Source organism: Arthrobacter sp. (genome assembly GCF_031179985.1).
GTDB lineage: Bacteria > Actinomycetota > Actinomycetes > Actinomycetales > Micrococcaceae > Arthrobacter.
Genome location: NZ_JAPSHJ010000033.1, coordinates 19591 through 41894 on the forward strand (window position 1 = coordinate 19591; position 22304 = coordinate 41894).

19 protein-coding genes are annotated in these 22304 nt (G+C 56.5%); 12 read left to right on the plus strand and 7 right to left on the minus strand.

Translation table 11 applies throughout. From position 1 onward, the window contains the following. Position 1 precedes the first annotated feature (1 nt). From paaE to galU, 3 genes are all read left to right on the plus strand, one after another. Complete coding sequence (paaE, locus tag RIN13_RS14415; protein WP_309108029.1) at positions 2-1240, plus strand: 1,2-phenylacetyl-CoA epoxidase subunit PaaE; 1239 nt, start codon at positions 2-4, stop codon at positions 1238-1240. Between the two features lie 66 nt (positions 1241-1306). Continuing rightward, complete coding sequence (locus tag RIN13_RS14420) at positions 1307-2095, plus strand: enoyl-CoA hydratase/isomerase family protein (RefSeq protein ID WP_309108030.1); 789 nt, start codon at positions 1307-1309, stop codon at positions 2093-2095. A gap of 409 nt (positions 2096-2504) precedes the next feature. Next, positions 2505-3389 (plus strand): UTP--glucose-1-phosphate uridylyltransferase GalU, encoded by an 885-nt coding sequence (gene galU, locus RIN13_RS14425; protein WP_309108031.1) that lies wholly within the window; start codon positions 2505-2507, stop codon positions 3387-3389. Positions 3390-3418: 29 nt separating this feature from the next. Here galU and RIN13_RS14430 read toward each other — a convergent pair whose 3' ends face one another. The 4 genes from RIN13_RS14430 to RIN13_RS14445 all read right to left on the minus strand — a co-directional run bounded on the left by RIN13_RS14430 (position 3419) and on the right by RIN13_RS14445 (position 8319). Continuing rightward, the gene (locus RIN13_RS14430; protein WP_309108032.1) at positions 3419-3853 is read right to left on the minus strand and encodes a VanZ family protein; all 435 of its coding nucleotides are present in this window, start codon (positions 3851-3853) and stop codon (positions 3419-3421) included. 291 nt (positions 3854-4144) lie between these two features. Beyond that, on the minus strand, positions 4145-4738 hold the full coding sequence (locus RIN13_RS14435; RefSeq protein ID WP_309108033.1) for an LPXTG cell wall anchor domain-containing protein: 594 nt from the start codon (positions 4736-4738) through the stop codon (positions 4145-4147). A 165-nt stretch (positions 4739-4903) separates the two neighbouring features. Then, positions 4904-6637 (minus strand): DUF4012 domain-containing protein, encoded by a 1734-nt coding sequence (locus tag RIN13_RS14440; protein WP_309108034.1) that lies wholly within the window; start codon positions 6635-6637, stop codon positions 4904-4906. Between the two features lie 179 nt (positions 6638-6816). Further along, on the minus strand, positions 6817-8319 hold the full coding sequence (locus tag RIN13_RS14445; protein ID WP_309108035.1) for a polysaccharide biosynthesis tyrosine autokinase: 1503 nt from the start codon (positions 8317-8319) through the stop codon (positions 6817-6819). Between the two features lie 349 nt (positions 8320-8668). On the opposite strand from RIN13_RS14445, the gene RIN13_RS14450 reads away from it, so the two are divergent. The 5 genes from RIN13_RS14450 (at position 8669) to RIN13_RS14470 (ending at position 14438) form a co-directional block, all read left to right on the plus strand. Next, positions 8669-10516: a nucleoside-diphosphate sugar epimerase/dehydratase gene (locus tag RIN13_RS14450; protein ID WP_309108036.1), complete on the plus strand. Its 1848-nt coding sequence runs from the start codon at positions 8669-8671 to the stop codon at positions 10514-10516. Positions 10517-10631: 115 nt separating this feature from the next. Continuing rightward, the gene (locus RIN13_RS14455; RefSeq protein WP_309108037.1) at positions 10632-11282 is read left to right on the plus strand and encodes an acetyltransferase; all 651 of its coding nucleotides are present in this window, start codon (positions 10632-10634) and stop codon (positions 11280-11282) included. Continuing rightward, on the plus strand, positions 11279-12484 hold the full coding sequence (locus tag RIN13_RS14460) for a DegT/DnrJ/EryC1/StrS family aminotransferase (RefSeq protein ID WP_309108038.1): 1206 nt from the start codon (positions 11279-11281) through the stop codon (positions 12482-12484). The genes RIN13_RS14455 and RIN13_RS14460 overlap by 4 nt, the downstream gene beginning before the upstream one ends. Further along, a complete protein-coding gene (locus tag RIN13_RS14465) occupies positions 12485-13144 on the plus strand; it encodes a sugar transferase (protein WP_309108039.1) in 660 nt (219 codons plus the stop codon). It begins immediately after the preceding gene. A gap of 106 nt (positions 13145-13250) precedes the next feature. Next, positions 13251-14438: a glycosyltransferase family 4 protein gene (locus tag RIN13_RS14470; RefSeq protein ID WP_309108040.1), complete on the plus strand. Its 1188-nt coding sequence runs from the start codon at positions 13251-13253 to the stop codon at positions 14436-14438. A 166-nt stretch (positions 14439-14604) separates the two neighbouring features. Here the strand turns inward: RIN13_RS14470 and RIN13_RS14475 are convergent, their stop codons facing one another. After that, complete coding sequence (locus RIN13_RS14475; RefSeq protein WP_309108041.1) at positions 14605-15897, minus strand: oligosaccharide flippase family protein; 1293 nt, start codon at positions 15895-15897, stop codon at positions 14605-14607. Beyond that, positions 15894-17069 carry a glycosyltransferase gene (locus tag RIN13_RS14480; RefSeq protein ID WP_309108042.1) on the minus strand — a complete coding sequence of 392 codons (1176 nt, stop codon included), beginning with the start codon at positions 17067-17069 and terminating at the stop codon, positions 15894-15896. Before RIN13_RS14480 ends, RIN13_RS14475 begins: the two co-directional genes overlap by 4 nt. Before the next feature lie 471 nt (positions 17070-17540). Between RIN13_RS14480 and RIN13_RS14485 the strand changes: the two genes are divergently transcribed. From RIN13_RS14485 to RIN13_RS14500, 4 genes are read left to right on the plus strand one after another with little or no spacing between them, the layout of a single operon-like run. Continuing rightward, positions 17541-18830, plus strand: a complete 1290-nt coding sequence (locus RIN13_RS14485) for a nucleotide sugar dehydrogenase (RefSeq protein ID WP_309108043.1) — start codon at positions 17541-17543, stop codon at positions 18828-18830. A gap of 58 nt (positions 18831-18888) precedes the next feature. Continuing rightward, positions 18889-19488: an acyltransferase gene (locus RIN13_RS14490; protein ID WP_309108044.1), complete on the plus strand. Its 600-nt coding sequence runs from the start codon at positions 18889-18891 to the stop codon at positions 19486-19488. Next, positions 19485-20576 (plus strand): DegT/DnrJ/EryC1/StrS family aminotransferase, encoded by a 1092-nt coding sequence (locus RIN13_RS14495; protein ID WP_309108045.1) that lies wholly within the window; start codon positions 19485-19487, stop codon positions 20574-20576. Before RIN13_RS14490 ends, RIN13_RS14495 begins: the two co-directional genes overlap by 4 nt. Further along, a complete protein-coding gene (locus RIN13_RS14500; RefSeq protein WP_309108046.1) occupies positions 20576-21577 on the plus strand; it encodes a Gfo/Idh/MocA family oxidoreductase in 1002 nt (333 codons plus the stop codon). Before RIN13_RS14495 ends, RIN13_RS14500 begins: the two co-directional genes overlap by 1 nt. Positions 21578-21804: 227 nt before the next feature. Here RIN13_RS14500 and RIN13_RS14505 read toward each other — a convergent pair whose 3' ends face one another. Then, on the minus strand, positions 21805-22269 hold the full coding sequence (locus tag RIN13_RS14505; RefSeq protein ID WP_309108048.1) for an Lrp/AsnC family transcriptional regulator: 465 nt from the start codon (positions 22267-22269) through the stop codon (positions 21805-21807). Between the last annotated feature and the right edge of the window lie 35 nt (positions 22270-22304).

Here is a 22304-nt window from a genome sequence, read left to right on the forward strand (position 1 = left end):
CATGACTGTTGTCCGCCAGACTGCCGCTGAGTCGGCCGCAGCCACCGGCCGCCGTCGTGCGTCCTTCCACACCCTCACCGTGACGGAAGTCCGCCGGTTGACGGAGGACGCGATCGAGGTGACGTTCGGGGTGCCGCCGGAGCTGGCCGGGCAGTTCGACTACCTCCCAGGCCAGTACGTGGCCCTGCGCACCACCTTGCCGGATGAGAAGGGCGAGCCGCACGAGGTCCGCCGCAGCTACTCCATCTGCGCCGAGCCGCGGACCTTCGAGGACGGCAGCAGCGAGATCCGGGTGGCCATCAAGAAGGACCTCGGCGGGCTGTTCTCCACGTGGGCCAATGCCGAGCTCAAGCCGGGGGACACGCTGGACGTCATGAGCCCCATGGGTGCGTTCGTCTCCCGGCACGGCAAGGATGGGAAGGCCGTGGAGCAGAAGCTGATGAACTCCATGAACAACCCGCTGGAGATGGCCGGCGAGCGGGACGGGCAGCCCGGCAACTTTGTGGCCATCGCGGCCGGTTCCGGCATCACCCCCGTGATCGCCATAGCCCGCACCCTGCTGGCTGCCCATCCGGATACCCGCTTTGACCTGATCTATGCCAACAAGGCGGCCATGGACGTGATGTTCCTGGAGGAGCTCGCGGACCTGAAGGACAAGTACCCTTCCCGGCTGGCGCTTCACCATGTGCTGTCCCGGGAGCAACGGATCGCGCCCCTGATGACCGGCAGGATCGACGCCGAGAAGCTTCAGGCGCTGCTGGGCACCGCCATCCATGCCGACGACGTCGACGAATGGTTCCTGTGCGGGCCGTTCGAACTGGTGCAGCTGTGCCGGGACACCCTTGCCGAGCGCGGAGTGAAGCCTGAGCAGATCCGCTTCGAACTGTTCTCCTCGGGCAAACCGGACCGCCCTGAAGGCAATGCAGGCCGTCCCGTGGTGGCGGACGAGTCCAAGGAAACGTACAAGATCACGTTCAAGCTGGACGGTCTGCAGGGCGAGGTGGCCAGCCCTACCCACGCCCGCGAATCCGTCCTCAATGCGGCTCTGCGCGTCCGGCCAGACGTCCCGTTCGCGTGCGCCGGGGGAGTCTGCGGCACCTGCCGCGCCAAACTGGTCAGCGGCAGCGTGAATATGGACGAAAACTACGCTTTGGAGCAGGATGAGCTGGACAGGGGCTACGTCCTGACCTGCCAGTCGCATCCCACGACGCCGGAAGTCACTGTGGACTTCGACGTTTAGCTCCGCCGCTGGGCCCGTCAGCCGAGCCCGCCCCTTCAACCGTCCGGTGAACCCTCAAGGAGCCCCATGATTTCCCTGTCCACAGCCGACGGCGTTGCCGAGATAGTGCTTAACGCCCCGCACAAGCTGAACTCGCTGGATGAGCAGGCGCTCCGGGATCTGGCCGAAGCGTACGACGACGCCGCTGCCGCCGCCTCCAGCGGGGATGTGCGGGCGCTGCTGCTGAGGGGTGAGGGACGCGCCTTTTGCGCGGGACGGGATATTTCCGGCGTGACGCCAGAGACGGACGACGCCGCCGCTTACCTGGGCGGACTGGTGCAGCCGCTGCTGCAGAAGATGAGCGCGTTCCCGGCCCCGACGTTTGCGGCCGCCCAGGGCGCCTGCCTGGGCGTCGGGCTGGGCCTGCTGCTTGCTACCGACGTGGTTTACGTGGCCGAGGACGCCAAATTCGGCTCCCCGTTCGCGAAGCTTGGCGCCACCCTGGATTCAGGTGGGCACTGGTACTTCACGGAACGGCTGGGAATGCACCGGACGCTGGACCTCATTTACACAGCTGAACTGATGAGCGGAGCCGAGGCTGTGGCCCAAGGAATGTTCAGCCGTGCCATGCCCAAGGGTGAATTGCTGGAGAAAACTCGCCGGATAGTCGCCGGCGTAGCCTCTGGGGCCACGGGAGCCTTCAATGTGAGCAAGGAATTGGTGGCCCATATCCGTGACGAGAGGCTGGGACTCTGGGAAGCCATGGAAGAAGAAAATGCCGAGCAGGCCCGCTTGTGCAAGACGGCTGACTATGCCGAGGGATTCCGGGCTTTCCAGGAAAAGCGGGTTCCGAACTTTAAGGGAACTGGTGTGTAAGGCAGGCTGAATACGGGCCTGGAACGGATTAGGAAAATGATTGTGAAAATAGGCGAGACCTTTTGGGGACCCGCCACATTAACCAGTTGTAGGACCCGCGGGGCGCTCCCATTGGGGGATGAAGGAAGAACGGCCTTCATATAGTGGTTGAGCGCCCCAGGGTTCTTCTGTATCCCGCCCCTAGAAGTGGAAAGTGCACTTTGTAGTTTCAGGACTGATCTTGAGACCTTCAGTCCTCCCGCCACATTAGTTACTTGAAGGGCCTGGGGAGCTCCCGTTGGAAGAAGGAAGAACGGCCTCCGTCCCGCTGGTCGAGCTCCCCTGGGCCCTTCCCAAGTAGTACCTGTCTTGGTACTCGTTTTTCCCATCGCTGATTTCGCTTTTTCAAGCCGGATTGTAAGGTTCAAAGATGAGTATGGGGAAAGTTCGTAAAGCAGTTATTCCGGCGGCAGGGCTGGGAACCCGGTTCTTGCCAGCCACCAAGGCCATGCCGAAGGAAATGCTGCCGGTGGTTGATATGCCGGCAATCCAGTATGTGGTGGAGGAAGCCGTCAAGGCCGGACTCACGGACCTGCTCATGATCACCGGGCGCAACAAGCGTTCCCTGGAGGATCACTTCGACAGGACTCCCGCCTTGGAGCGTGCCCTCGAGGAGAAGGGCGACAGGACACGTCTGGAGGCCGTACAGCACTCGTCTGAGCTTGGGCCCATCCACTATGTCCGCCAGGGCGAAGCCAAGGGCCTGGGTCACGCTGTTCTTTGCGCCCGCCAGCACGTGGGTGACGAGCCCTTTGCCGTCCTGCTCGGGGATGACCTCATTGACGAGCACGATGAGCTGCTCACCACCATGATCGAGGTTCAGGCCAAGACAGGCGGTTCGGTCATTGCCTTGATCGAGGTGGACCCCTCGCAGATCAGCGCCTACGGTTGCGCGGATATCTCAGTGGTGGAGGGCGAAGACTACGTTCAGGTAAACAGCCTCGTTGAGAAACCGTCAGTAGATGAGGCTCCTTCCAACCTCGCTGTCATTGGCCGTTACGTGCTTCATCCCTCCGTTTTCGGCGTTCTGGAGAAGACCGGGCCCGGGCGCGGGGGCGAGATCCAGTTGACCGACGCTTTGCAGTCGCTCGCAGTGAACGGCGACGGCGGTGGCGTGTACGGCGTCGTGTTCAAGGGCCGGCGCTTCGATACGGGGGACAAGCTGAGTTACCTGAAGGCAGTGATCACGCTGGCAGCGGAGCGCGTGGAGTTCGGCGAAGAGCTCCGGGCATGGATGAAGGCCTTTGTGAACTGACCTCCTTGTTCTTAGAGTTTTAGGCAGGTTCAGTGCGCCGCTTGGTCGCGTTGGGCCTGCCGCCTTCTAAGCCACCAGGCCATGGCATAGACGAGAAAGATCCCTATCACTGTTCCTGTGGCGTTAGTGACGAGATCCCGAGGGCTTGGGTCACGACGGCTGAGGAACAGGAACTGCCCCAGCTCCATCGACGCGGACACCATCACTCCGATTGCGACGTTCTGGAACCAGGTGTTTCGCCGGAAAGTGGCCACGCACAGGGCGCCCACAGGAATAAAGAGGAGCACGTTGGCTCCTGCCTCCAGCAGCTTGTAGCCAAACCAGCGGGGTGCGCCTTGCTGGTGCGCCCAGTCGAAAAAGGCCTCCAATGCCTCCCAGGCAGGTTCATCAACAGGTGTGGGCCAGTATCCAATGATTGCCAGTGCTGCGAAATAAGCGACGAGTACCCAGCCCCAGGGATTCACCCTCCGAGCTGGGTACTTTCCAGCGGTCAGGTTGTCCTCGCCAAGGCAATTGCCGCTGTTCCTACAGCGCCCAGGGCCAACACCGCCAGCCAAATGTAGGGATGCCACGTCCGTGGCGGCAGAGTGATGGTTCTGCCCGGTCTTACATTGGTGTTCCGCCAGTGTCGCCCCATAGGCAAATGACTATCACGGGGTGGCACTTGGTGAATACGGGTAGTCAGACGAAAAAAGCGGGTGGTTCTCCGGTTTCCCCGAGAACCACCCACCTTGTGATTCGTGTTTTTGATGTACTTATTGCGACCAGGCTACGGTCTCAGCCTTAGCGCGGCGGCGAGTGACAACAACGGCTCCAGCGCCGAGGCCGAGGGCACCAATTCCCGCTGCTCCCCACAGGAGGAGGCTGGCGTCAGTACCCGTGTTGGCCAGAGGTGCGCCACCGGTGCCTGCGAGAGGAGCGGCCTCTCCCACAACTGTCACGTAAACCGGACCAACGGTGATGCCTGAATTATTGCCGGTAGCGGTGAGGGCATAGGTACCTGGTGTGTCGATGCTGAGGGTGATGCTGAACCTGCCCTGTGCATCAGCAACTGTACTGAACGTCTGCGTTGCCATCGGCAGCTTGATCTTACCTGAGACGGTCTGGCTGCCACCGGCAATGCTTGCGCCAGTAGCTGCAGGCCGGGCGCCGGGAGTAACAGAAATGGTGAGCGGTTCGTTGGCGTGCATGCCCTGGCCGCGGAAGACGAAGTCCTCGCCGGGGCCGACTGTGCCGTCAGATACGGCAGCCTGAGGCGGAAGCGGCGGGTAGTTTGCGGCAACAGACGGAGCTGCGCCGACGAGCGCAATTAATCCTGCGAGTGCGATTGCTGAAAATGCTTTTTTCATGAGCGTCCCCCCGGAGGCATGATGTATAACTATATTCACCCGATATTGAGGAGATTCCTCTCCGCTGTGAGACCAACTGCGGAACTATCGAATATGTATCCCAAAGTTGACCGTACCACTTCGGCTTGATGATCCGCAAAGGTTAATCCTGACGATTACTTGAGCTTAATCTGTAGTCCGAGTGCCAGCGGTGCAAGCTTTCTCTTCTTTGTCAAGAATTACATCCTTGACATTCTGGACAGTGGGGGTTACTACGGCTTTCGGTTCTGTATGTTGAACAATTTTTCCGAAAGTAAAGTCAACAGTACTTTCTTGGCCGGGGGCCAAACTGGTTGTCACCATGCCCACCGGGCGTCCGGCGTGAATGTGAGAGCCGAAGGGAACTTTTGTGCCGTTGTCGTGGGCAGTTTCAATGTGTGATTGCGCAGGACCATAAACCACGATGTTGGTTTGCACGGTTCCTGCAGGCACGCCATAGCGCCCGCCACCAGTCACTAATTCGGGTAGGGAAGTAGCTGCGTCCATGGGGGCAGTGTTGGACGTAGTCACCCGAACGGTGACTTCCGAATAACCATCAGTTTTGCACTCTTCCATCAGTTGCACGCTGCGTCTGACGTAGTAGTCCATTTTGGCACCCGTTCCGTCATTAAAGAACACGCCGAAGGAATTCCCACCGGCAGCGGGTCCGGATATTGAGCCGCCGATGCTGGTTTTCCCGATAATGTCCTGTTCTGCTTTATGGCTGCTCCAGACGTGCAACCGGTTCTCCTGCGCACCGGTCGTCAAAGCTTCAAGGAGGTGATCTCCAGGAACCTTACCGGAAGCCAACGCCGAGAAAACTTCTTTTGAAGCCGATGCAAAATAGGCGTCTTGTAGCTCATTGCTGTCCAATTCCTTGTAGACATCGGAGAGGAGGGTCTTTACAACGTTTTCTTCTGTCAAGGTCGTGGGCAACCCGCTTGCTATCACGGCATCAGGAATAGGGATAGTAAGCGGGCCAGATGCCTTCAGAATGTGGGCCAGGACCACCGGATCCAAGGCGATAACACCGTCCACCGGACTTCCCTGCCGGGCTTCCCACATGGACTTAGCGGCTTTTGCTGCCGTCGGAAAATCCGGAGTGAGGTTGACGTCGCTGATGAAGGTTCCCAGCCTCTTTGAGTAAATCTGAGTCTGCACCGGATCCACGTCAACAGGAGGCGTGAACCTGCCCATTGCGGAACCGGTGGACTGCGCCTCAAGCCGAATTTCACCGTCCTCAAGGTGCAACACGGCCAGAGCGCCAGGCAGTCCGCCGGTCGCACGTATCTCAGCATTGTTCTGGATCAGGACCAGGTAGTTTCTGGGTCCAGCTGCCCCCATCATGGCTGGCAGTATTCGCGATGTGTCAGCGGCAGTATTGAGCGTCTGCCGGAGATCGTCCAGCGATTGCGTTGCTTCTGCGAGCGGACGCGAGACTTCGGGGAACAGTCCTGAATCGTCTATACCGGACAAGCGTGCATGAGTCAGTTCAACTGTGTTCGCGGCGGCCACGATTGTGGGTGAAGACGATTCCAATGGCGCCACGTCGAACTTGCCGTTCACAGGAGTCATTTTCTGCCAGTCCAACGAGCTAACAACTCCCAGCATCGGTTGGGCGGCTCGGTCCACCACATCGTCAGCCGATAGAACCAGCTCTGCCGTGACTGAAAAGTTCGGCCCAACAAACGGAAGGGCCCCGGCTGCTTTCCACAGCGGATCGGTCGCCGCTCCGCGTGCCGTATCAATGTGTAGCTGTAGCTCATCGAGTGTTTTTTGTGCCGCTTGATTGTCCTTGGCCAGCAGTTCTTCCTTGAACTGTGGCACGAGTTGGCTGACAGCCGCCATTTCAGTTCGCAGCTCTGTGGCGCGGTAGGCCAACCAGGCTGCTGCGGCTCCGGCCAGAAGGGCTAGTGACCCCATTACTGCTGCCATTCGTACTAGAAGCCGGCGTCGGCCGCTACGATCAGACCTCTTGGGACCGGGCCTTGACGGACGAGTGGCACGAGGTTGTTCGGTAGATCCTGACACGCCCAAAGGATCCCCCAAATCCTTAGTGGTCACTGCGGCTGCCTGCCGAGTCCGCTTCTTATGCGGGTAGGCTCTCGGGTCTCACCGTGCAGTATTTCTTCTGCAAAGCGTCCTTCGTCGTCGTCCGGGGCCGCTTGAGAATCCGGGTCGATCGGTTTCATGGTTTGGGCACCGCTCGTTGTGTTGCCGTAGCTGTAGTAGCTGTAGGCGTAAGCATCGGGTCCCTTAGTCGGAAGCCGGTTGAGTACCACGCCCAACACATCAGCTTGCACCATCTCCAACGCAGCAAGAGATTTTTCGAGGTCCGTGGTGCGTACCTTTTGCGTCCCCACGACCACTACCACTCCGCCTACTTGCTGGGCGAGAACCGCGGCATCAGTCACAGGCAGAAGCGGCGGCGCGTCGATGATCACGGCGTCAAAGGTGCCTTCCAACCTGGATATTAATTGCTTCATTTTCTCGGATCCAAGCAACTCGCTCGGGTTTGGAGGTATTTGACCTGACGCGAGAACATACAGTTGCTCACTGCCCCAGGGTTGCAGCAGATCGACGATGTCCGCTCTCCCGATGAGGGCTGTGGTCAACCCAGCATTGCGCTCCAGACCCAGGTATTCGGCGATCATAGGTCTACGCAGGTCAGCATCCACTAAGGCCACAGTCTGTCCCGCCTGGGCCATTGCGATGGCAAGGTTTAGTGCTGTTGTGCTTTTGCCTTCGCCCGGAACCGACGAGGTGATGAGTACGGTTTTTGAGTCATGGCCCACGTGGGCGAACTGCAGATTCGTGCGCAGCTGGCGGAAGGATTCTGCCCTTGGACTTTGAGTCGCCGTTTGCGTAAGCAACGGCTTCTTCACGGCATCTGAGTCAAAGCTGACCCCGCCGAGTAGTGCCGCCGTCGTCACCCGGCGCAGATCTGCCTCGCCGCGGATTCTTGTATCCAAAACCGATCGGAGGACGGCAAGCGCGACGCCGGCAGCAATTCCCGCCAGCAATCCTAGAATCAGGTTCAGGCGGACGTTGGGTGAAGAAGGGCCAGCCGGGGCCATGGCTGGGGTTATGATCGACAATTTCACCGGAGAGGAGCCGCCCGCAGATGGCTTTTCGAGCTCATCAACTGCCTGAATGAGGCTGTTGCCGACTGCCTGGGCTATTGCCGCAGCTTGTATGGGTGACTCGTCAGTCACAGAAATACTAATGAGGACAGTATTGACATCTGAGGTCGCTGTTATTTTGTTGGATAGTACTTCCGGAGTCACTTCCAGCCCCAAGCTGTCAACCACCGGCTGAAGTACAGCTGGTGTATTTACGGTTTTAACGTAGGACTGGACTCGCGCCTGGGTGAATACGTTGCCCTGCTGCAGTTCCGTGACCGTAGCCGAATTCTGAAGTGCTACAAAAAGTTTCGTTTCGGACTCGTAGGTCGGTTGAATCATGAGAGTCGCAACCCCCGCGATCAGGAGACCAGCAAGAGTACTCGCCACCACCGCGATCCAATTTCGTCTCAGAATGCGAAAATAATCCTTAAGCTCCAAAATCGAGCCCCTTCCGGATGAGGGTTAGGCGAGTTTTTCCTCATCGTACCGCGCTTCAAGATTTCGGAGACGGAAGAGTGGTGCTGCATTCTCCAGGGACTCCACGTCATGGAAGACCCGGGGATTCAATATCTTCGTGATCCATTCCCACAGCCAGCCTCGCAAACTAGGCTATAAAGGAAAGCATCAGGTCGAACGGCTAGCTTGGTTTCAATAGCCATTCAGTTGTGCTCAGCACGGGTCTCAAGAGTATTACGTCGGTGCGAGTGCAGCACTGGGCATGGATACTGCGTTGATTGGTTTGGCAATCTAGGCAACGTCTGGGCCAATTTCGGGGGGAAAAGTTCGAGTGGGAATAACAATTAATGAGCGCAATCGTCTGGGCGAAGGCGATCGCACTGCACGCTGGGCATCCCGCGTCCTCCAGTATTCTGTTGATGCAGAGGCATGGGTTATCGCTGTAGTCTTCGCCGTGTTGTTTCGCTACGATTTCGTTGCCGATCGCGTCAATTGGTTGTCTGTTGGCATCTTATCCATATTGGCAATGTTGTTACAGGCTGTCGTCGGTTGGGCGTTCGCCCTCTATCGTGGGCGCCACCGGCACGGCGCGTTTCATGAGGCGCAGACTCTCCTGGGTACCGTGGTGGTCGTTGCTACCCTCTTGTTCGGGGTCAACTTTTATCTGCTTAGCGCTGCAGGTCTTCCACGGAGCACCGCGCTCGTAGCTTTACCAGTTGCGTTCGTGCTCATGGGAGGAAGTCGCTATCTCCAGAGGATTGTGTCCGAACGGAGAGTTCGTCCGTTGAATTCCGCCGAACGGGTGCTGATCTACGGGGCGGGCCAAACCGGGGACTACCTCGTCAAACGAATGCTCACTGATCCCGGGTCTCCATACAGACCTGTTGGACTCGTTGACGATGATTCCGACAAGCGGCACCTTCGCCTCTCCAATATTCCGGTTCTGGGCAGCGGCCTCGATTTGACGTCCGTGGCCGAAAAGACTGGTGCAACCGCTTTGGTCCTGTGTGTGGCACGAGCCGATGCCGACGTCGTTCGAGAAGTGTCTGACCGGGCCGACAGAGCGGGTTTGCGGTTAATGGTGATGCCACTACTTTCCGAAATCCTTGAAGAGGGCATGGGGCTTGCTGACCTGCGGGATGTCGCGATCGAGGATATTATCGGACGCCGTCCAGTCGACACCCACGTGGAATCGATTGCCGGATACGTCGCAGGCAAGCGTGTCTTGGTTACAGGGGCCGGTGGATCAATCGGTTCTGAACTTTGCCGTCAGCTGACGAAATTCTCTCCGAGCGAGCTCATCATGCTTGATCGAGATGAGACGGGTCTTCACGGAGTACAACTGTCCATCGTTGGGCATGGTCTGCTCGACAGTGACGAGGTAGTTCTCGCCGACATCCGTGATGCGCAAGCACTGCAGCGAATATTTGATGAGCGCAAGCCCGAGGTCGTTTTCCATGCGGCAGCGCTGAAACACCTTCCCATGCTCGAACAGTATCCATCCGAGGCTTGGAAGACGAATGTTCTAGGAACCTTGAATGTCTTGAAAGTGGCCGGCAGTGTGGGTGTCGAGACCTTCGTCAATATTTCAACAGACAAAGCAGCGAATCCAGTCAGTGTGCTAGGTCGATCCAAAAGACTTGCTGAAAAGCTGACTGCATGGGCCGCCTGGTCAACTGACAAACCTTACCTTTCAGTGCGGTTTGGCAATGTCATTGGAAGCCGGGGATCAATGCTCCCTACATTTATCGCGCAGATAGAAGCAGGCGGTCCAGTGACTGTCACGCATCCCGACGTCACACGCTACTTCATGACTATTCCTGAAGCCTGTCAGCTCGTCATTCAGGCCGGGGCGATTGGGCGGGCTGGGGAGGTGCTCATCCTAGACATGGGGGAACCAGTTCGTATTCTTGATATCGCCCAGAGAATGATTGCTACATCTGGAAAGAAGATCGACATCTCATTTACGGGGCTGAGGGAAGGAGAAAAACTCCATGAAGACCTCATTGGAACGAGCGAATCAGATGAGCGTCCTTTCCACGCAAGTATTAGCCACACGAGCGTACCCACTTTAGATCCTGCAGATTTGGACAGACACAAATGGCAAGAAAGCATCGCTAGTACAAGAAACTTACAGCCGCCCCAGATACTTCACACTCTTGCTGACATACAGAAATAGCTCCGACTGGCGAAACCTACGCAAGCTGCCGATATCCTATCCAGCAGATAAAGGATGAGTATTGCCCTTTGCCCCCTCTTCCACGAGCACAGCTAGCAGGATATGAGATTAAGCCTTGGTTCCATCATTAATTATTGTGGGCGCAGGTGGTTTCGGTCGTGAAACCATTGATGTTGTCGAAGCCATCAATCAGGTTTCACCACATGCTGAGACCTACTCGCTGCAAGGCGTCGTCGATGATAACCCTGCTCTGGATGACCTAGCTTTGCTGTCGAGGAGAGGTGTGCGGTACCTCGGTACGACCAGTGAAGTACTGGATACGATCGCCTCTGACGTCCGTTACCTCATAGGTGTCGGAAGTCCCGCGGCCAGAGAAAAAATAGACTTTCAGTACCGGCAGGCGGGCTTACAAGCGGGAACGGCAATCCACCCACGGGCAACTATTGGTTCAGATTTTCAACTTGCGCCGGGCACTGTAATTTGTGCCGGCGCCCAAGTGTCTACCAACGTAAAGTTTGGCGCTCACGTCCACATAAACCCTGGTGCGATCTTAGGACATGACGCGCGTCTTTCCGACTATGTATCCGTAAATCCGGGGGCAATAGTTTCTGGTCGCGTGGAGGTGGGTTCTCGAGTTCTGGTAGGAGCAGGTTCCATAATCTTGCAGGGGCTCACCGTTGGCGCGGGTTCACTGGTGGGCGCAGGAGCCGTCGTCACTAAAGACGTGCCGGAACGCACGGTGGTCAAGGGCGTGCCGGCACGATGAGTTTCGTTAAGACAGATGTTCAGGGTGCACACAACAAGATTGCTGGCGAAGGGGGATCAGTGGAAACGACCAGAATTTTGATGTCGACACCGGATATAGGTGAGCTGGAGGAGGAGTATGTTCTTTCAGCAATGCGTTCAGGATGGGTTGCTCCCCTCGGGCCTGATGTGGACCGGTTTGAAGAAGAAGTTGCTGTCAGAGTTGGAGCGCACCACGCCGTTGCTCTCAGTTCAGGGACTGCAGGCCTGCACCTTGGATTGCTCGGCGTTGGCGTCAAGCCAGGGGATTTAGTCGTGACAGCCTCGATGACCTTCGCGGCTACTGCTAACGCCATTACTTACACTGGCGCCACTCCGGTTTTCGTTGACTGCGATCTAAGTACCGGAAACATCGATCCAAACGTGTTATCCGAGGCGGTAATAGACTTAATGCGCCTTGGGAAAAGGCCAGCGGCCATAGTTCCCGTCGATCTTCTAGGGAAGACGGTCGACTACACAATGGTCTGCAGACTTGCGAAGGAGTTGAGAATCCCAGTCATCGCCGATGCAGCTGAATCCCTGGGTGCGACGCACAAGAATATCGCGGCAGGCAGCTGGGGGGATGCTTCCGTTTTTTCCTTTAATGGCAACAAAATTATGACCACTTCAGGCGGCGGCATGATCACGACTGATGATGGTGCCTTGGCCGCAAAAGTCCGATATTTGGCCACGCAGGCGCGGCAGCCAGCATCGCACTATGAACATACTGAAATCGGGTATAACTATCGACTCAGCAATCTATTGGCCGCGTTGGGCAGGGCGCAGTTGACTCGGCTGGATGAAATGATTGCTGCTCGGCGTGCTCACAGAAACACCTACCGTGAAACGGTCAGCCAGTTTGAGGGTGTTGAGATATTTGGTGGGGAAGACGATAGCCAGGACAACTGTTGGTTGACCGCGATTATTATCGATCCTAAAGCTTCGCATCGTACGGCTACCGAGTTGCAAGACGCATTGAACCGTGCTGATATTGAAAGCCGCCCGCTGTGGAAACCGATGCACCTTCAACCTGTTTTCAAAAATCATCGATCATATTTGAATGGAAGTAGCCAATATCTATTTGAGAATGGGCTTACGCTTCCCAGCGGTTCGAATCTTAGTAGCCGATCCATCGGCCGCGTAGTAGATGTGCTCGATGCGTTTTTTGCCGAAAGTCTCAAGTGAATGAGGAACTCACTCTATTCCTATCGCACGGTAAAGCGTGCACTTGATTTGATTTTCGCAACTATTGGCCTAGCTGTGTCTGCCCCCGCACAATCGGTGATCGCAGTATTGGTCTTACTTAAACACGGCCGCCCCATCATCTTCAAGCAGGATCGGCCTGGTCTCCATGGTGAGACATTTAGCTTGCTGAAATTTCGTTCGATGAAGAACCACGATGAGGATGGGGGTCTAGACACCGATGAACAGCGACTGACGAGGTTTGGGCGTTGGTTAAGGTCGACAAGTCTGGATGAGTTACCCAGTCTCATTAACGTACTCAAGGGTGATATGAGTCTGGTAGGGCCTAGGCCACTGTTGGTCAAGTATTTGGAACTGTATACACCTGAACAGGCGCATCGGCACGATGTTCGTCCCGGAGTTACTGGGCTGGCGCAAGTGAAAGGGCGCAACTCCATTACGTGGGAGGAGAAATTGAAATGGGATCTGATCTATGTGGATCACCAATCCTGCGGATTGGACCTACTGATAGTCGCGGAGACTGTGCTGGCAGTATGCAAACGCTCTGGTATTTCGGCTGAAGGTTCTGCCACAATGCCGGAATTTCGTGGGCAGCCGGAAATAAAGGACCGAAAGTCCCCTGATGTGAGGAACGACGTGTAACTTTCTAAGGAAGCCACACAGTCCGGCTTTCGACATTGAGGGCCACTTGTCATTCCCCAATAGTAGCTATTCTCGAGATGGAAGATATGTCAGGCAGTTCAAAAAAATGGATACCCAACGTACGGTCTTGGTTCTTAATCAGTTTGCCCTGCCATCAAATTGTCCTGGCGGAACTAGGCACGTGGAAATGTTTTCGCTATTGGAGAACTGGCGAAGCATCTTTATTGTGGGAGATAGAAATTACTTCTCCGGTGAACGAATTGACACGAGCGATGCTCGGTTCAGAACCGTTCGACTACTTATTACCGGTAAGACACCCGCCCGGCGCGCAATGGGGTGGCTTGAGTATATGGTGAAAGCTATTTTTGTTGGATTGAAGGAACGCAACGTCGATGTCATTTATGCGTCTTCCCCACACTTGTTTACACCTGTAGCTGGGTGGGTACTCGCGAAGATGATGCGGGCAAAGTTGGTGGTCGAAATTCGCGATTTGTGGCCCGAATCGTTTATTGCACTGGATGTGATTCGGACCCAGGGGCGAATGTACAAGGGGCTTAAGGCCTTGGAGAAATGGATTTATGACCGAGCCGACTGGATAGTGGGTGTAAGTGTTCAGTGGAAAGTTTACTTTCAACAGAATGCCCCGAATAAAAGCTTTACGGCAATACCGAACGGTACCGATGTGGCAGCCTTCGACTTAGCAAAGCCGGCAGCATTGGATTGGGGGAAGCATGGCTCAGCGACGAACGGTCTCAAGTTTGTTTTTGCAGGCTCTCATGGTCCGAAAGATGGTCTTGACTTGCTTCTTGATGCAGTAGGAGACTTTCCGGAGGATCTCTTTGTCTTGATAGGGAACGGTACGGAAAAGAGCAAGCTTGCTGACCGCGTAGAGCGGGAGGGCCTGAAGAACGTATTGATGTTAGAGCCCGTGACCAAGGCAGAGCTTCCCAGTTATCTCAAACTAATGGACGTCGGACTTCACTTGGTGGCAGATTGGGAAGTTTTCAAGCGTGGAATGAGCCCCAACAAATTGCACGACTACCTCGGTGTGGGATTGCCCGTTATCAGCAATGCAGTCGGAGAGCCGCATCACATCTTGGAAGTATCAAGGGCCGGTGTCGGTGTTTCATCCGGGGAGATATCTCGTGGAATAAGGGCCATGAAGATGCTGGAACGAACGGAGCTTAGAGCTATGGGGCAAAACGGTCGCGAATGGATGTTGAACAACCGTTCCCGCCCCATCGTTGCCTCAGCCCTGGAACAGGTGCTGAATGAAGTCTCAAAGAGCGGGTGAGGTGGTCCCTTATGAGGTAGCTGGCCTCAGTTAGGGGCTCGTTCATCTTCGATATCTACGCCAGCGTCGGCTCGTAGGCTCGCCGGAGCCATTGGTCTCATTGGGTAACAGCACGGCCAGAAGGATATCAGCATGCCCCCCCCATATGGCCAACACGATGACAGATTCATTTTGCTTCCGGGACTGGCATTATTACTGGGTCAGCTTTGCTTTTTACTGCATGAATTACAATTAGCAGCAGTGAACCATAGCTAAAGATCTGGACTAAGACCATGATGATGCACGCTTGAAAGAGATCCCATTCCAGCAAGGCGCATCCAACGAGACCTCCTCCAATCGCAATTGCTCGACATACGTCCCAAACCGCTTGTCGTCCGTGGAGCTCCAGTAGCAATAAGGTTTTAGAAACGGGCGAGATTACAAACTGCGAGTAGTAACCCAGAATTAGAATCTGAGCAAAAACACCGGACGACTCCCAACTATCGCCGAATACGATCTTGAATAGCACCGGACCATATGTGATTATCAGGGCAACGGGTATTGCCCCTATAAACAGTTGGCGTAGAACGGTTCGGCGAACTTGCAAGAGCAGTTCAGTTCGGCTGGAGCGGATACCCTTGGCGGCGACTGCTTCAAAATGCTGAGAAACGGCATCTGAGATAATTCCAACTGGGGCCGTCAGTACCCTCATTGTTAGCGCCAAGAGACCAAAGGCCACGCCTCCATAGAATGCCGATAGTATCAACACGGGCGCTTGTAAGCCCACTGAGTTCACTGTCGCCGAAAGGGATGAAACCAGTGGAAATCTCTTGTACCGCTGAGCCACACGGAAAATGTCCCTGAGCCTGGGCTGAGGGCCAGCGAATAAGCCAGTGGGTCCGAAGGCACCTCCCATTCCAGCAAGCCGCCCCCCTGCAAGCCCTAACAGTAAACCGATGGGTCTAATCCCGAACGCGCCCAAGCCCAACTGGACGCATAGTTGACCAAAGCCCACAAGAAAATTTCGCTGTCCCAGTCGAACGAACTGCTCTTTCCTCACCATCCAGGCAGATAGGATTTTGTGGAATGAAATGGCCATGATTGTCAGCGGGAGAATCCACGAATAAATTGACGCGGCACCGCTTCCAGCAAACAACTCGATTGAGGATGGCCATAACTGCGTGGAGATGTAAGCCAGAAAGGATATAAAAGCTGCGCTGCCCAAAGCCAGCCAGCCCAAGGCCTTTGCGTCAGTATCTTTTTGAGGCAGAACGATGCCAGCCTCCCAGCGCAGAGTAGCAAAGACGGCGATTACGGCTGAAAAGGCCGTTAAGACAGCTAGGGATCCAAAGTCCGTCGGTGCGTATAGCCGGGTCAAGAGAGGGGACGCCAACAACAGGATCCCTTGGCCTCCTGCGCTGCCAAGGAGTATTTTGGCAATGGGAGAGGACCGGAGACGTACCCAAATCCCTTTTATCATCCTTGGAGTTTGGAGTAGAGATCGGTGAGGACCCGTCCTTGGGAGCCCCAATTGAGGGCATCCTCGGCGGCCCTCCGAGCATTCCCACCGTGAAGTAAAAGCAGGTCACGGTCGTCAGCGTAGCGCTGAACTGCGTTAGCAATTTCAACGGGATCGGTCTCGTCTACAAGGGTGCCACAATCATATGTCTCAATAATTTTTCGCCATAGGGGGAAGTTGGAAGCAATTATAGGGATTCCCGCACTCATGTATTCAAACATCTTGGTGGGCAGCGAGTCCAAGTAGGCCGCGGTTTTTTGTAGGGTCACCAATCCCACCCGTGCGGAAAGCATCAGATCGCGCGCGTCATCAGGAGAAACCACTCCATGATCAATAACGCGCTTCCATCCAGTCAAGTTTTGAAGAGAACCACGATAAGACGGTGTGGCTCCGTGACCTGCAAGCACCAAGTTCCAACCTTCTGGGAATAATTCCGCAGCTCGAACTATCTGTGGAATACCCCTTGAATCTGAGAGGGCACCCACGTACACGACGTTGCTTGCTCGGCTGGATACAGCTAGGGCCTTGTGATCGGCGACCCGCAACGGGGGGTAGTTTCGTACAATACGCACCTTCGAAGTTGGATAGCTTTCAGCAATTTTTTCTGTGGCAGCCACGACATGGTCTGCCATGGAGGATACGGAAACTAGAAGCTTTGCTCCGGAAACGGCCAGGCCGGCTAACTTGGCGGGAATGTAAGGTTTGTCAACAATCTGGCTAGATAGGTCTTCGTGCGCGTCATAAATAACCGTCTTACCTATAAGGCGTAAGAAAGGGATGGCGGGGATCAGCTCTGGATCATGTAGGTGGAAAACTTGGGCTCTTGTCCTGAGCGCACGAATTATCGCATCGCAAGTGCCAAAGGTGAATCTCGCCAGCCGAGAGCGCTTCCTGATTCTTACCACGTTAACTCCCGGCGCTGCAGGGACATGATTGTTCGTTTCGACGGCAATCAAGGTAACCCTGTGTCCAGCGCTTGCCAGTGTCGCGGCCTCTCGGTAGTGAATTCTGTTATCCGTCCAGGGATGAGCGGAACTGACGATCACGACGGACTTCTTCTGCTGGGCACTCGGTGTTTTGTTGGAGTTTAGTGTTGGCCAGTAGTTATTGGCGCCAGTCGCCCATTGCTTCATTCGATTCCCACTTATCGTCTAGCCAGCTGCTGCCCCCGCGGCTCAGCGAGGTCGGCTTCGCTGAAGGGCTTCCACAGCTTGGCAAGCTCAATTCAGAAAAATATTACACGGGGCGGGTAAAGACGCGGATTGCGCCCGTACTACCGCCGGTCCAAAAAATGGTGCTCGGTGTGCCTACTGCTACCTTTTCCTCAAACAAATTTAGCGCTGCTGGCGACGCTGCCCGGTTTTCGACCTCGGTGCCTGCGGCATGTGCTGCTACTTCGCGGTTAGTCCCTGGCAGACTAAGCGAAAACCCCGTAAGTGTCCCTTCCGTGATCGCGAAGTAGGACGCTTTATTTATATGCGGTTATGGCCAAGAGAACGGAGGGTGTTCTTTGGCTCCGCTATCGATTAACCAGATAGTCTATTGCCACGGGCGTCAATGTCCTGCTGTTCCGTGCCAGTTATTAGAGAAAAGGCATCAGAATCGTGAAGATTGCTGTAGTCGCGTTGGGAAAAATTGGGCTGCCGCTGGCTGTGCAGTTTGCCCTCAAGGGGCATGAAGTTGTTGGCGTCGATACTAATCAGCACGTTGTGAACCTTGTTAATGCTGGAACTGAGCCGTTTCCCGGTGAGGCTCATTTGCAGGAGAAACTCTCCGAACTCGTGCCGACAGGCCGGCTACGTGCGACTACAGACTACGCTGATGCGGTTCCAGGCGCCGATGCTGTAGTGCTCGTTGTGCCGTTGTTTGTTGATTCTGAGGGAATACCCGATTTCGGCTGGATGGACGGTGCAACTGCCGAGCTGGCCAAGCACCTGAGCCCCGGAACCTTGGTCTCCTACGAGACCACCCTGCCGGTCGGAACCACACGCTCACGCTGGAAACCAGCGTTGGAGGGGGCCTCCGGGCTTGTCGAGGGCCGGGATTTCCACTTAGTCTTCTCCCCGGAACGAGTCCTTACCGGCCGAGTTTTTCAAGATTTGCGCAAATACCCGAAACTCGTGGGCGGCCTTTCTGCGGAGGGTGCAGCGAAGGCGGTCGCATTCTATGAGTCGGTTCTCGACTTCGATGAGCGCTCCGATCTTCCACGCCCTAACGGTGTTTGGGATCTTGGGTCTGCCGAGGCCTCTGAGATGGCCAAGCTGGCAGAAACCACGTACCGAGATGTCAATATTGGGCTGGCTAACCAATTCGCGCGCTTTGCTGCGACGGCTGGCATTGACATCTACCAGGTAATTGAGGCTTCCAATTCTCAGCCTTACAGCCATATTCACCAGCCCGGTATTGCCGTTGGTGGGCACTGCATACCAGTTTACCCGCGCCTGTACTTATGGAATGACCCTGATGCAACGGTGGTGCGGGCAGCCCGCGCTGCCAATGCTGACATGCCGGATTACACGGTGGGCCTGCTGGAGGGGGTTCATGGGGATCTAACCGGCGCCCGCGTTGTGGTCCTTGGGGCCGCATATCGGGGCGGGGTTAAGGAGACAGCATTCTCTGGCGTCTTCGATACTGTGGCGGCGCTGGAGAAGCGTGGCGCGGCCGTGTCAGTCCATGATCCGCTGTATACGGATGCGGAGCTGGAGAAGCTCGGCTTCGCGGCCCACCATATAGGTGAATCTGTGGATGCTGCAGTTGTTCAGGCGGATCACGTTGAGTACCGGTCGCTGTCCCCCGCTGACCTGCCTGGCATCAAGGCGTTCATTGACGGCCGTCGTGTGAGCTCTGCCGACAGGTGGGACGGTGTCATCTACCGCGTTATCGGGAAGGCCTGATCCGGTCTGCTTCTGCAAGTCCTAAAAACAGGGTGAGATTCCTGGAAGGAACGGAATTATGACGACGACGATTGCTTCGAGCGCTGACGTTTCCGATCAGGCTGTCCTCGGTGAAGGCACCCAAGTCTGGCATCTTGCACAGGTGCGTGAGCAGGCCGTTCTTGGCGACAACTGCATTGTGGGCCGCGGTGCCTATGTAGGCACGGGTGTCCAGATCGGTGAGAACACCAAGATTCAGAACTACGCCTTAGTGTACGAGCCTGCCCGACTCGGCAAAGGCGTCTTCATTGGACCGGCAGTTGTGCTGACCAACGACATCTACCCGCGTGCGGTTGGTCCCGACGGTTCGCTTAAGAACTCGCACGACTGGACCCCGGTAGGGGTCACAGTGGAGGACGGCGCCTCCATCGGTGCTCGGGCTGTCTGCGTGGCACCCGTGACAGTCGGGCGTTGGGCCACGATTGCCGCTGGTGCCGTAGTTACCAAGGACGTCCCGGCATTCGGACTGATGGTAGGAGTCCCAGCGCGCCGCGTGGGATGGGTAGGCAAGGCCGGTGAACCGCTGAAGCAACAGGACGCCTTCTGGGTGTGCCCCGCCACCGGTACTAAATACATCGAAGACGGAGCTTCCCTGAAAGAATCTGAGGAGAACGCATGAGCTACGACTTTATTCCGGCGGCGAGGCCCATTATTGGCTTAGACGAACGGACTGCCGTCGATGCCGTTCTTGCAACCGGGATGCTTGCCCAAGGACAGCAGGTCGCAGACTTCGAGAGGGAGTTCTCTGAAGTGCTCCTCGACGGCCGATCTGCTGTGGCGGTGAGTTCGGGTACGTCCGGCCTGCACTTGGGGCTGCTGGCGTCCGGAGTCGGGCCCGGTGATGAAGTCATCGTTCCCTCCTTCACGTTCGCCGCAACGGGCAATTCCGTGGCACTTACGGGCGCCACGCCCGTGTTCGCAGACATCGAACTGGATCACTACACCCTCGATGTAAACCATGTCTCCTCGCTCATTACGGACAAGACCAAGGGCATCATGCCGGTTCATCTTTACGGGCACCCGTTCAACGTCGACGGTTTTGCGAATCTCGCGGCGGAGCGGGGTATCGATCTTTACGAGGACGCGGCCCAGGCCCACGGCGCCAGCTTCAACGGGCAAAAGGTGGGAACGTTTGGCAAATTCGCAATGTTCAGCCTGTACCCCACGAAGAACATGACCTCCGGGGAGGGCGGCATGGTTTCTAGCCCGGACGCCACAGTGGAGCGGAACCTGCGTCTCCTTCGAAACCAGGGCATGGAAAAGCAGTACGAAAACAAAATCGTGGGCTTCAACGCCCGGATGACGGATATGCACGCTTCGATTGGTCGAGTGCAGCTCAAGAAAGTCCTGGGGTGGACCGAACAGCGGCAGCAGAACGCCATGTTCCTGACTGACAATCTTGAGGGCGTCGGCAAGCCGACGGTAGCCGATGGCGCATCCCACGTGTACCACCAGTACACCATTAGGGTCTCCGAGGACCGTGACGGGCTTGCCAATGCGCTGCGCGAGGAGTTCAATATCGGCACCGGCGTGTACTACCCGGTTCCTAATCACCGGCTTCCGTCCTTTAACCGCACAGAGCATCTGCCGAATACCGAGATCGCGGTACAGGAAGTCCTGTCTTTGCCAGTCCACCCGTCGCTTAGCCAAGGCGATCTGGAACGCATCGTCGCGGCCGTCAACAAGCTCGTCCGGGCCGGTGCCTGATGGGGGACCTTCGCGTCGGCCTCATTGGCCTTGGGATGATGGGCCGGCACCACGCTCGCGTACTGCGGGAGCTCGACGGCGTTGATTTGGTAGCCGTCGCTGACTCCCTCGGAGACCCTCACCGAGTTGCCGACCGACTCAACTTGCTGTCGTCGGTGGAGGAACTCATCGCCGTCGGCCTCGACATGGCAGTCGTTGCCGTTCCCACCGGACTGCATGAGGACGTGGGATTGGCGTTAGCCGAAGCCGGTGTCCACACGTTGGTAGAAAAACCCATAGCCTTCAGCGCTGAGGCCGGGCAGCGTATGGTTGATGCCTTTGCAGCCAAAGGCCTCATCGGTGCTGTCGGACACATAGAAAGGTTCAACCCCGCGCTGCAGTCGCTGCGGAAACGGATAGAGGCCGGCGAGCTTGGCGATGTTTACCAGATCGCTACCCGTCGGCAAGGGCCATTCCCAGCACGCATCGCTGACGTCGGCGTCGTTAAGGACCTCGGCACGCACGACATCGATTTGACGGCCTGGCTAGCCCAGAGCAGCTTCCAGTCGATCTTTGCCCAGATTACCGCCCGCAGCGGCCGTCCGCATGAAGACATGGTCGCAGCGACCGGACATCTCGAAAACGGCATCATAACCAACCACTTGGTCAACTGGCTATCTCCCATGAAGGAAAGGCTCACGATCGTTACCGGTGAAAAGGGAGCCTTTGTGGCCGATACGATCACGGCAGATCTCACGTTCTTCGAGAATGGAACTGTGGCTACAGAATGGGAATCCATGGCCGCCTTTCGTGGTGTTTCCGAGGGTAACGTTATCCGCCTAGCGATCGCTAAACCTGAGCCTCTACGAACGGAGCACGAAGCCTTTCGCGACGCCGTACTCGGCCTGCGACAGGATGTGGTCACCCTGCAAGAAGGGTTGGACACCCTCAGGGTCGCCGAAGCCGTGCTGGCATCTGCTAAGAGTCGTCAAATCGTAAAAATTGGCGGCTCAGAGAGCTGAGCGTGAGTTAACAGCGTGACATGTGGTCCCTTCCTGAAGGGATCTCTCGTAATTCTTAGATAAAGGCGGGCGATCTGTCGGGCGTCTGATCTGGATAACGCAGCTGGAACTTCGACGAAGCTCGCAAGGTCGCACAACAGACACCTGTCCAGACACAGCGTGGCAAGAAGCTCACGGAGATCGACTCTTCGCGCCATAAATACCGCGCGGGCCGTTCTAGTCCATGTCTACCGCGTATCCAGATCCTCAAACACCAGGAATGTCTGGGTATCCAACACACCAGGCATGGACTGCAATTGGTCAAAGATGACCCGGCGTAAATCCACGTTGTCCACTGCCCTGACCAGAAGGATCACGTCGAAGTCCCCGCCCACGAGGGCAATGTGATGAATTTCAGGAATGAGCCGCAGCTGTTCCCGGAGCTCACGCCACGAGTGCTGGCTGACTTTGAGCGTTACGTAAGCGGAGGACTTGAGGCCGGCCTTGATGGGGTCCACGAGGGCCGTGAACTTAGTCAGTACGCCTTCGCTTGTCAGTCGCGCTATCCGCGTATAGGCATGCGCCCGGGAAATATGGACATTCTCCGCCACCTGAGTCACGGACATCCGGCCATCGCGGGTCAGCTCGGCAATGATGTTCCGGTCCACGTCGTCCAGGCGGACTTCGCCCCGGTCAATGCCACTCTCGGCCATTCGTCTACAACTCCTGTCCGTAATCCAGCTCACAC

Bases quoted from the DNA above. Each gene is read 5' to 3' on its own strand.
- RIN13_RS14495 (WP_309108045.1), top strand. From the start codon at position 19,485: ATGAGCTACGACTTTATTCCGGCGGCGAGGCCCATTATTGGCTTAGAC.
- RIN13_RS14460 (WP_309108038.1), top strand. From the start codon at position 11,279: ATGAGTTTCGTTAAGACAGATGTTCAGGGTGCACACAACAAGATTGCT.
- paaE (WP_309108029.1), top strand. From the start codon at position 2: ATGACTGTTGTCCGCCAGACTGCCGCTGAGTCGGCCGCAGCCACCGGC.
- RIN13_RS14465 (WP_309108039.1), top strand. From the start codon at position 12,485: ATGAGGAACTCACTCTATTCCTATCGCACGGTAAAGCGTGCACTTGAT.
- RIN13_RS14500 (WP_309108046.1), top strand. From the start codon at position 20,576: ATGGGGGACCTTCGCGTCGGCCTCATTGGCCTTGGGATGATGGGCCGG.
- RIN13_RS14420 (WP_309108030.1), top strand. From the start codon at position 1,307: ATGATTTCCCTGTCCACAGCCGACGGCGTTGCCGAGATAGTGCTTAAC.
- RIN13_RS14475 (WP_309108041.1), bottom strand. From the start codon at position 15,897: ATGATAAAAGGGATTTGGGTACGTCTCCGGTCCTCTCCCATTGCCAAA.
- galU (WP_309108031.1), top strand. From the start codon at position 2,505: ATGAGTATGGGGAAAGTTCGTAAAGCAGTTATTCCGGCGGCAGGGCTG.
- RIN13_RS14505 (WP_309108048.1), bottom strand. From the start codon at position 22,269: ATGGCCGAGAGTGGCATTGACCGGGGCGAAGTCCGCCTGGACGACGTG.
- RIN13_RS14435 (WP_309108033.1), bottom strand. From the start codon at position 4,738: ATGAAAAAAGCATTTTCAGCAATCGCACTCGCAGGATTAATTGCGCTC.
- RIN13_RS14490 (WP_309108044.1), top strand. From the start codon at position 18,889: ATGACGACGACGATTGCTTCGAGCGCTGACGTTTCCGATCAGGCTGTC.
- RIN13_RS14480 (WP_309108042.1), bottom strand. From the start codon at position 17,069: ATGAAGCAATGGGCGACTGGCGCCAATAACTACTGGCCAACACTAAAC.
- RIN13_RS14470 (WP_309108040.1), top strand. From the start codon at position 13,251: ATGGATACCCAACGTACGGTCTTGGTTCTTAATCAGTTTGCCCTGCCA.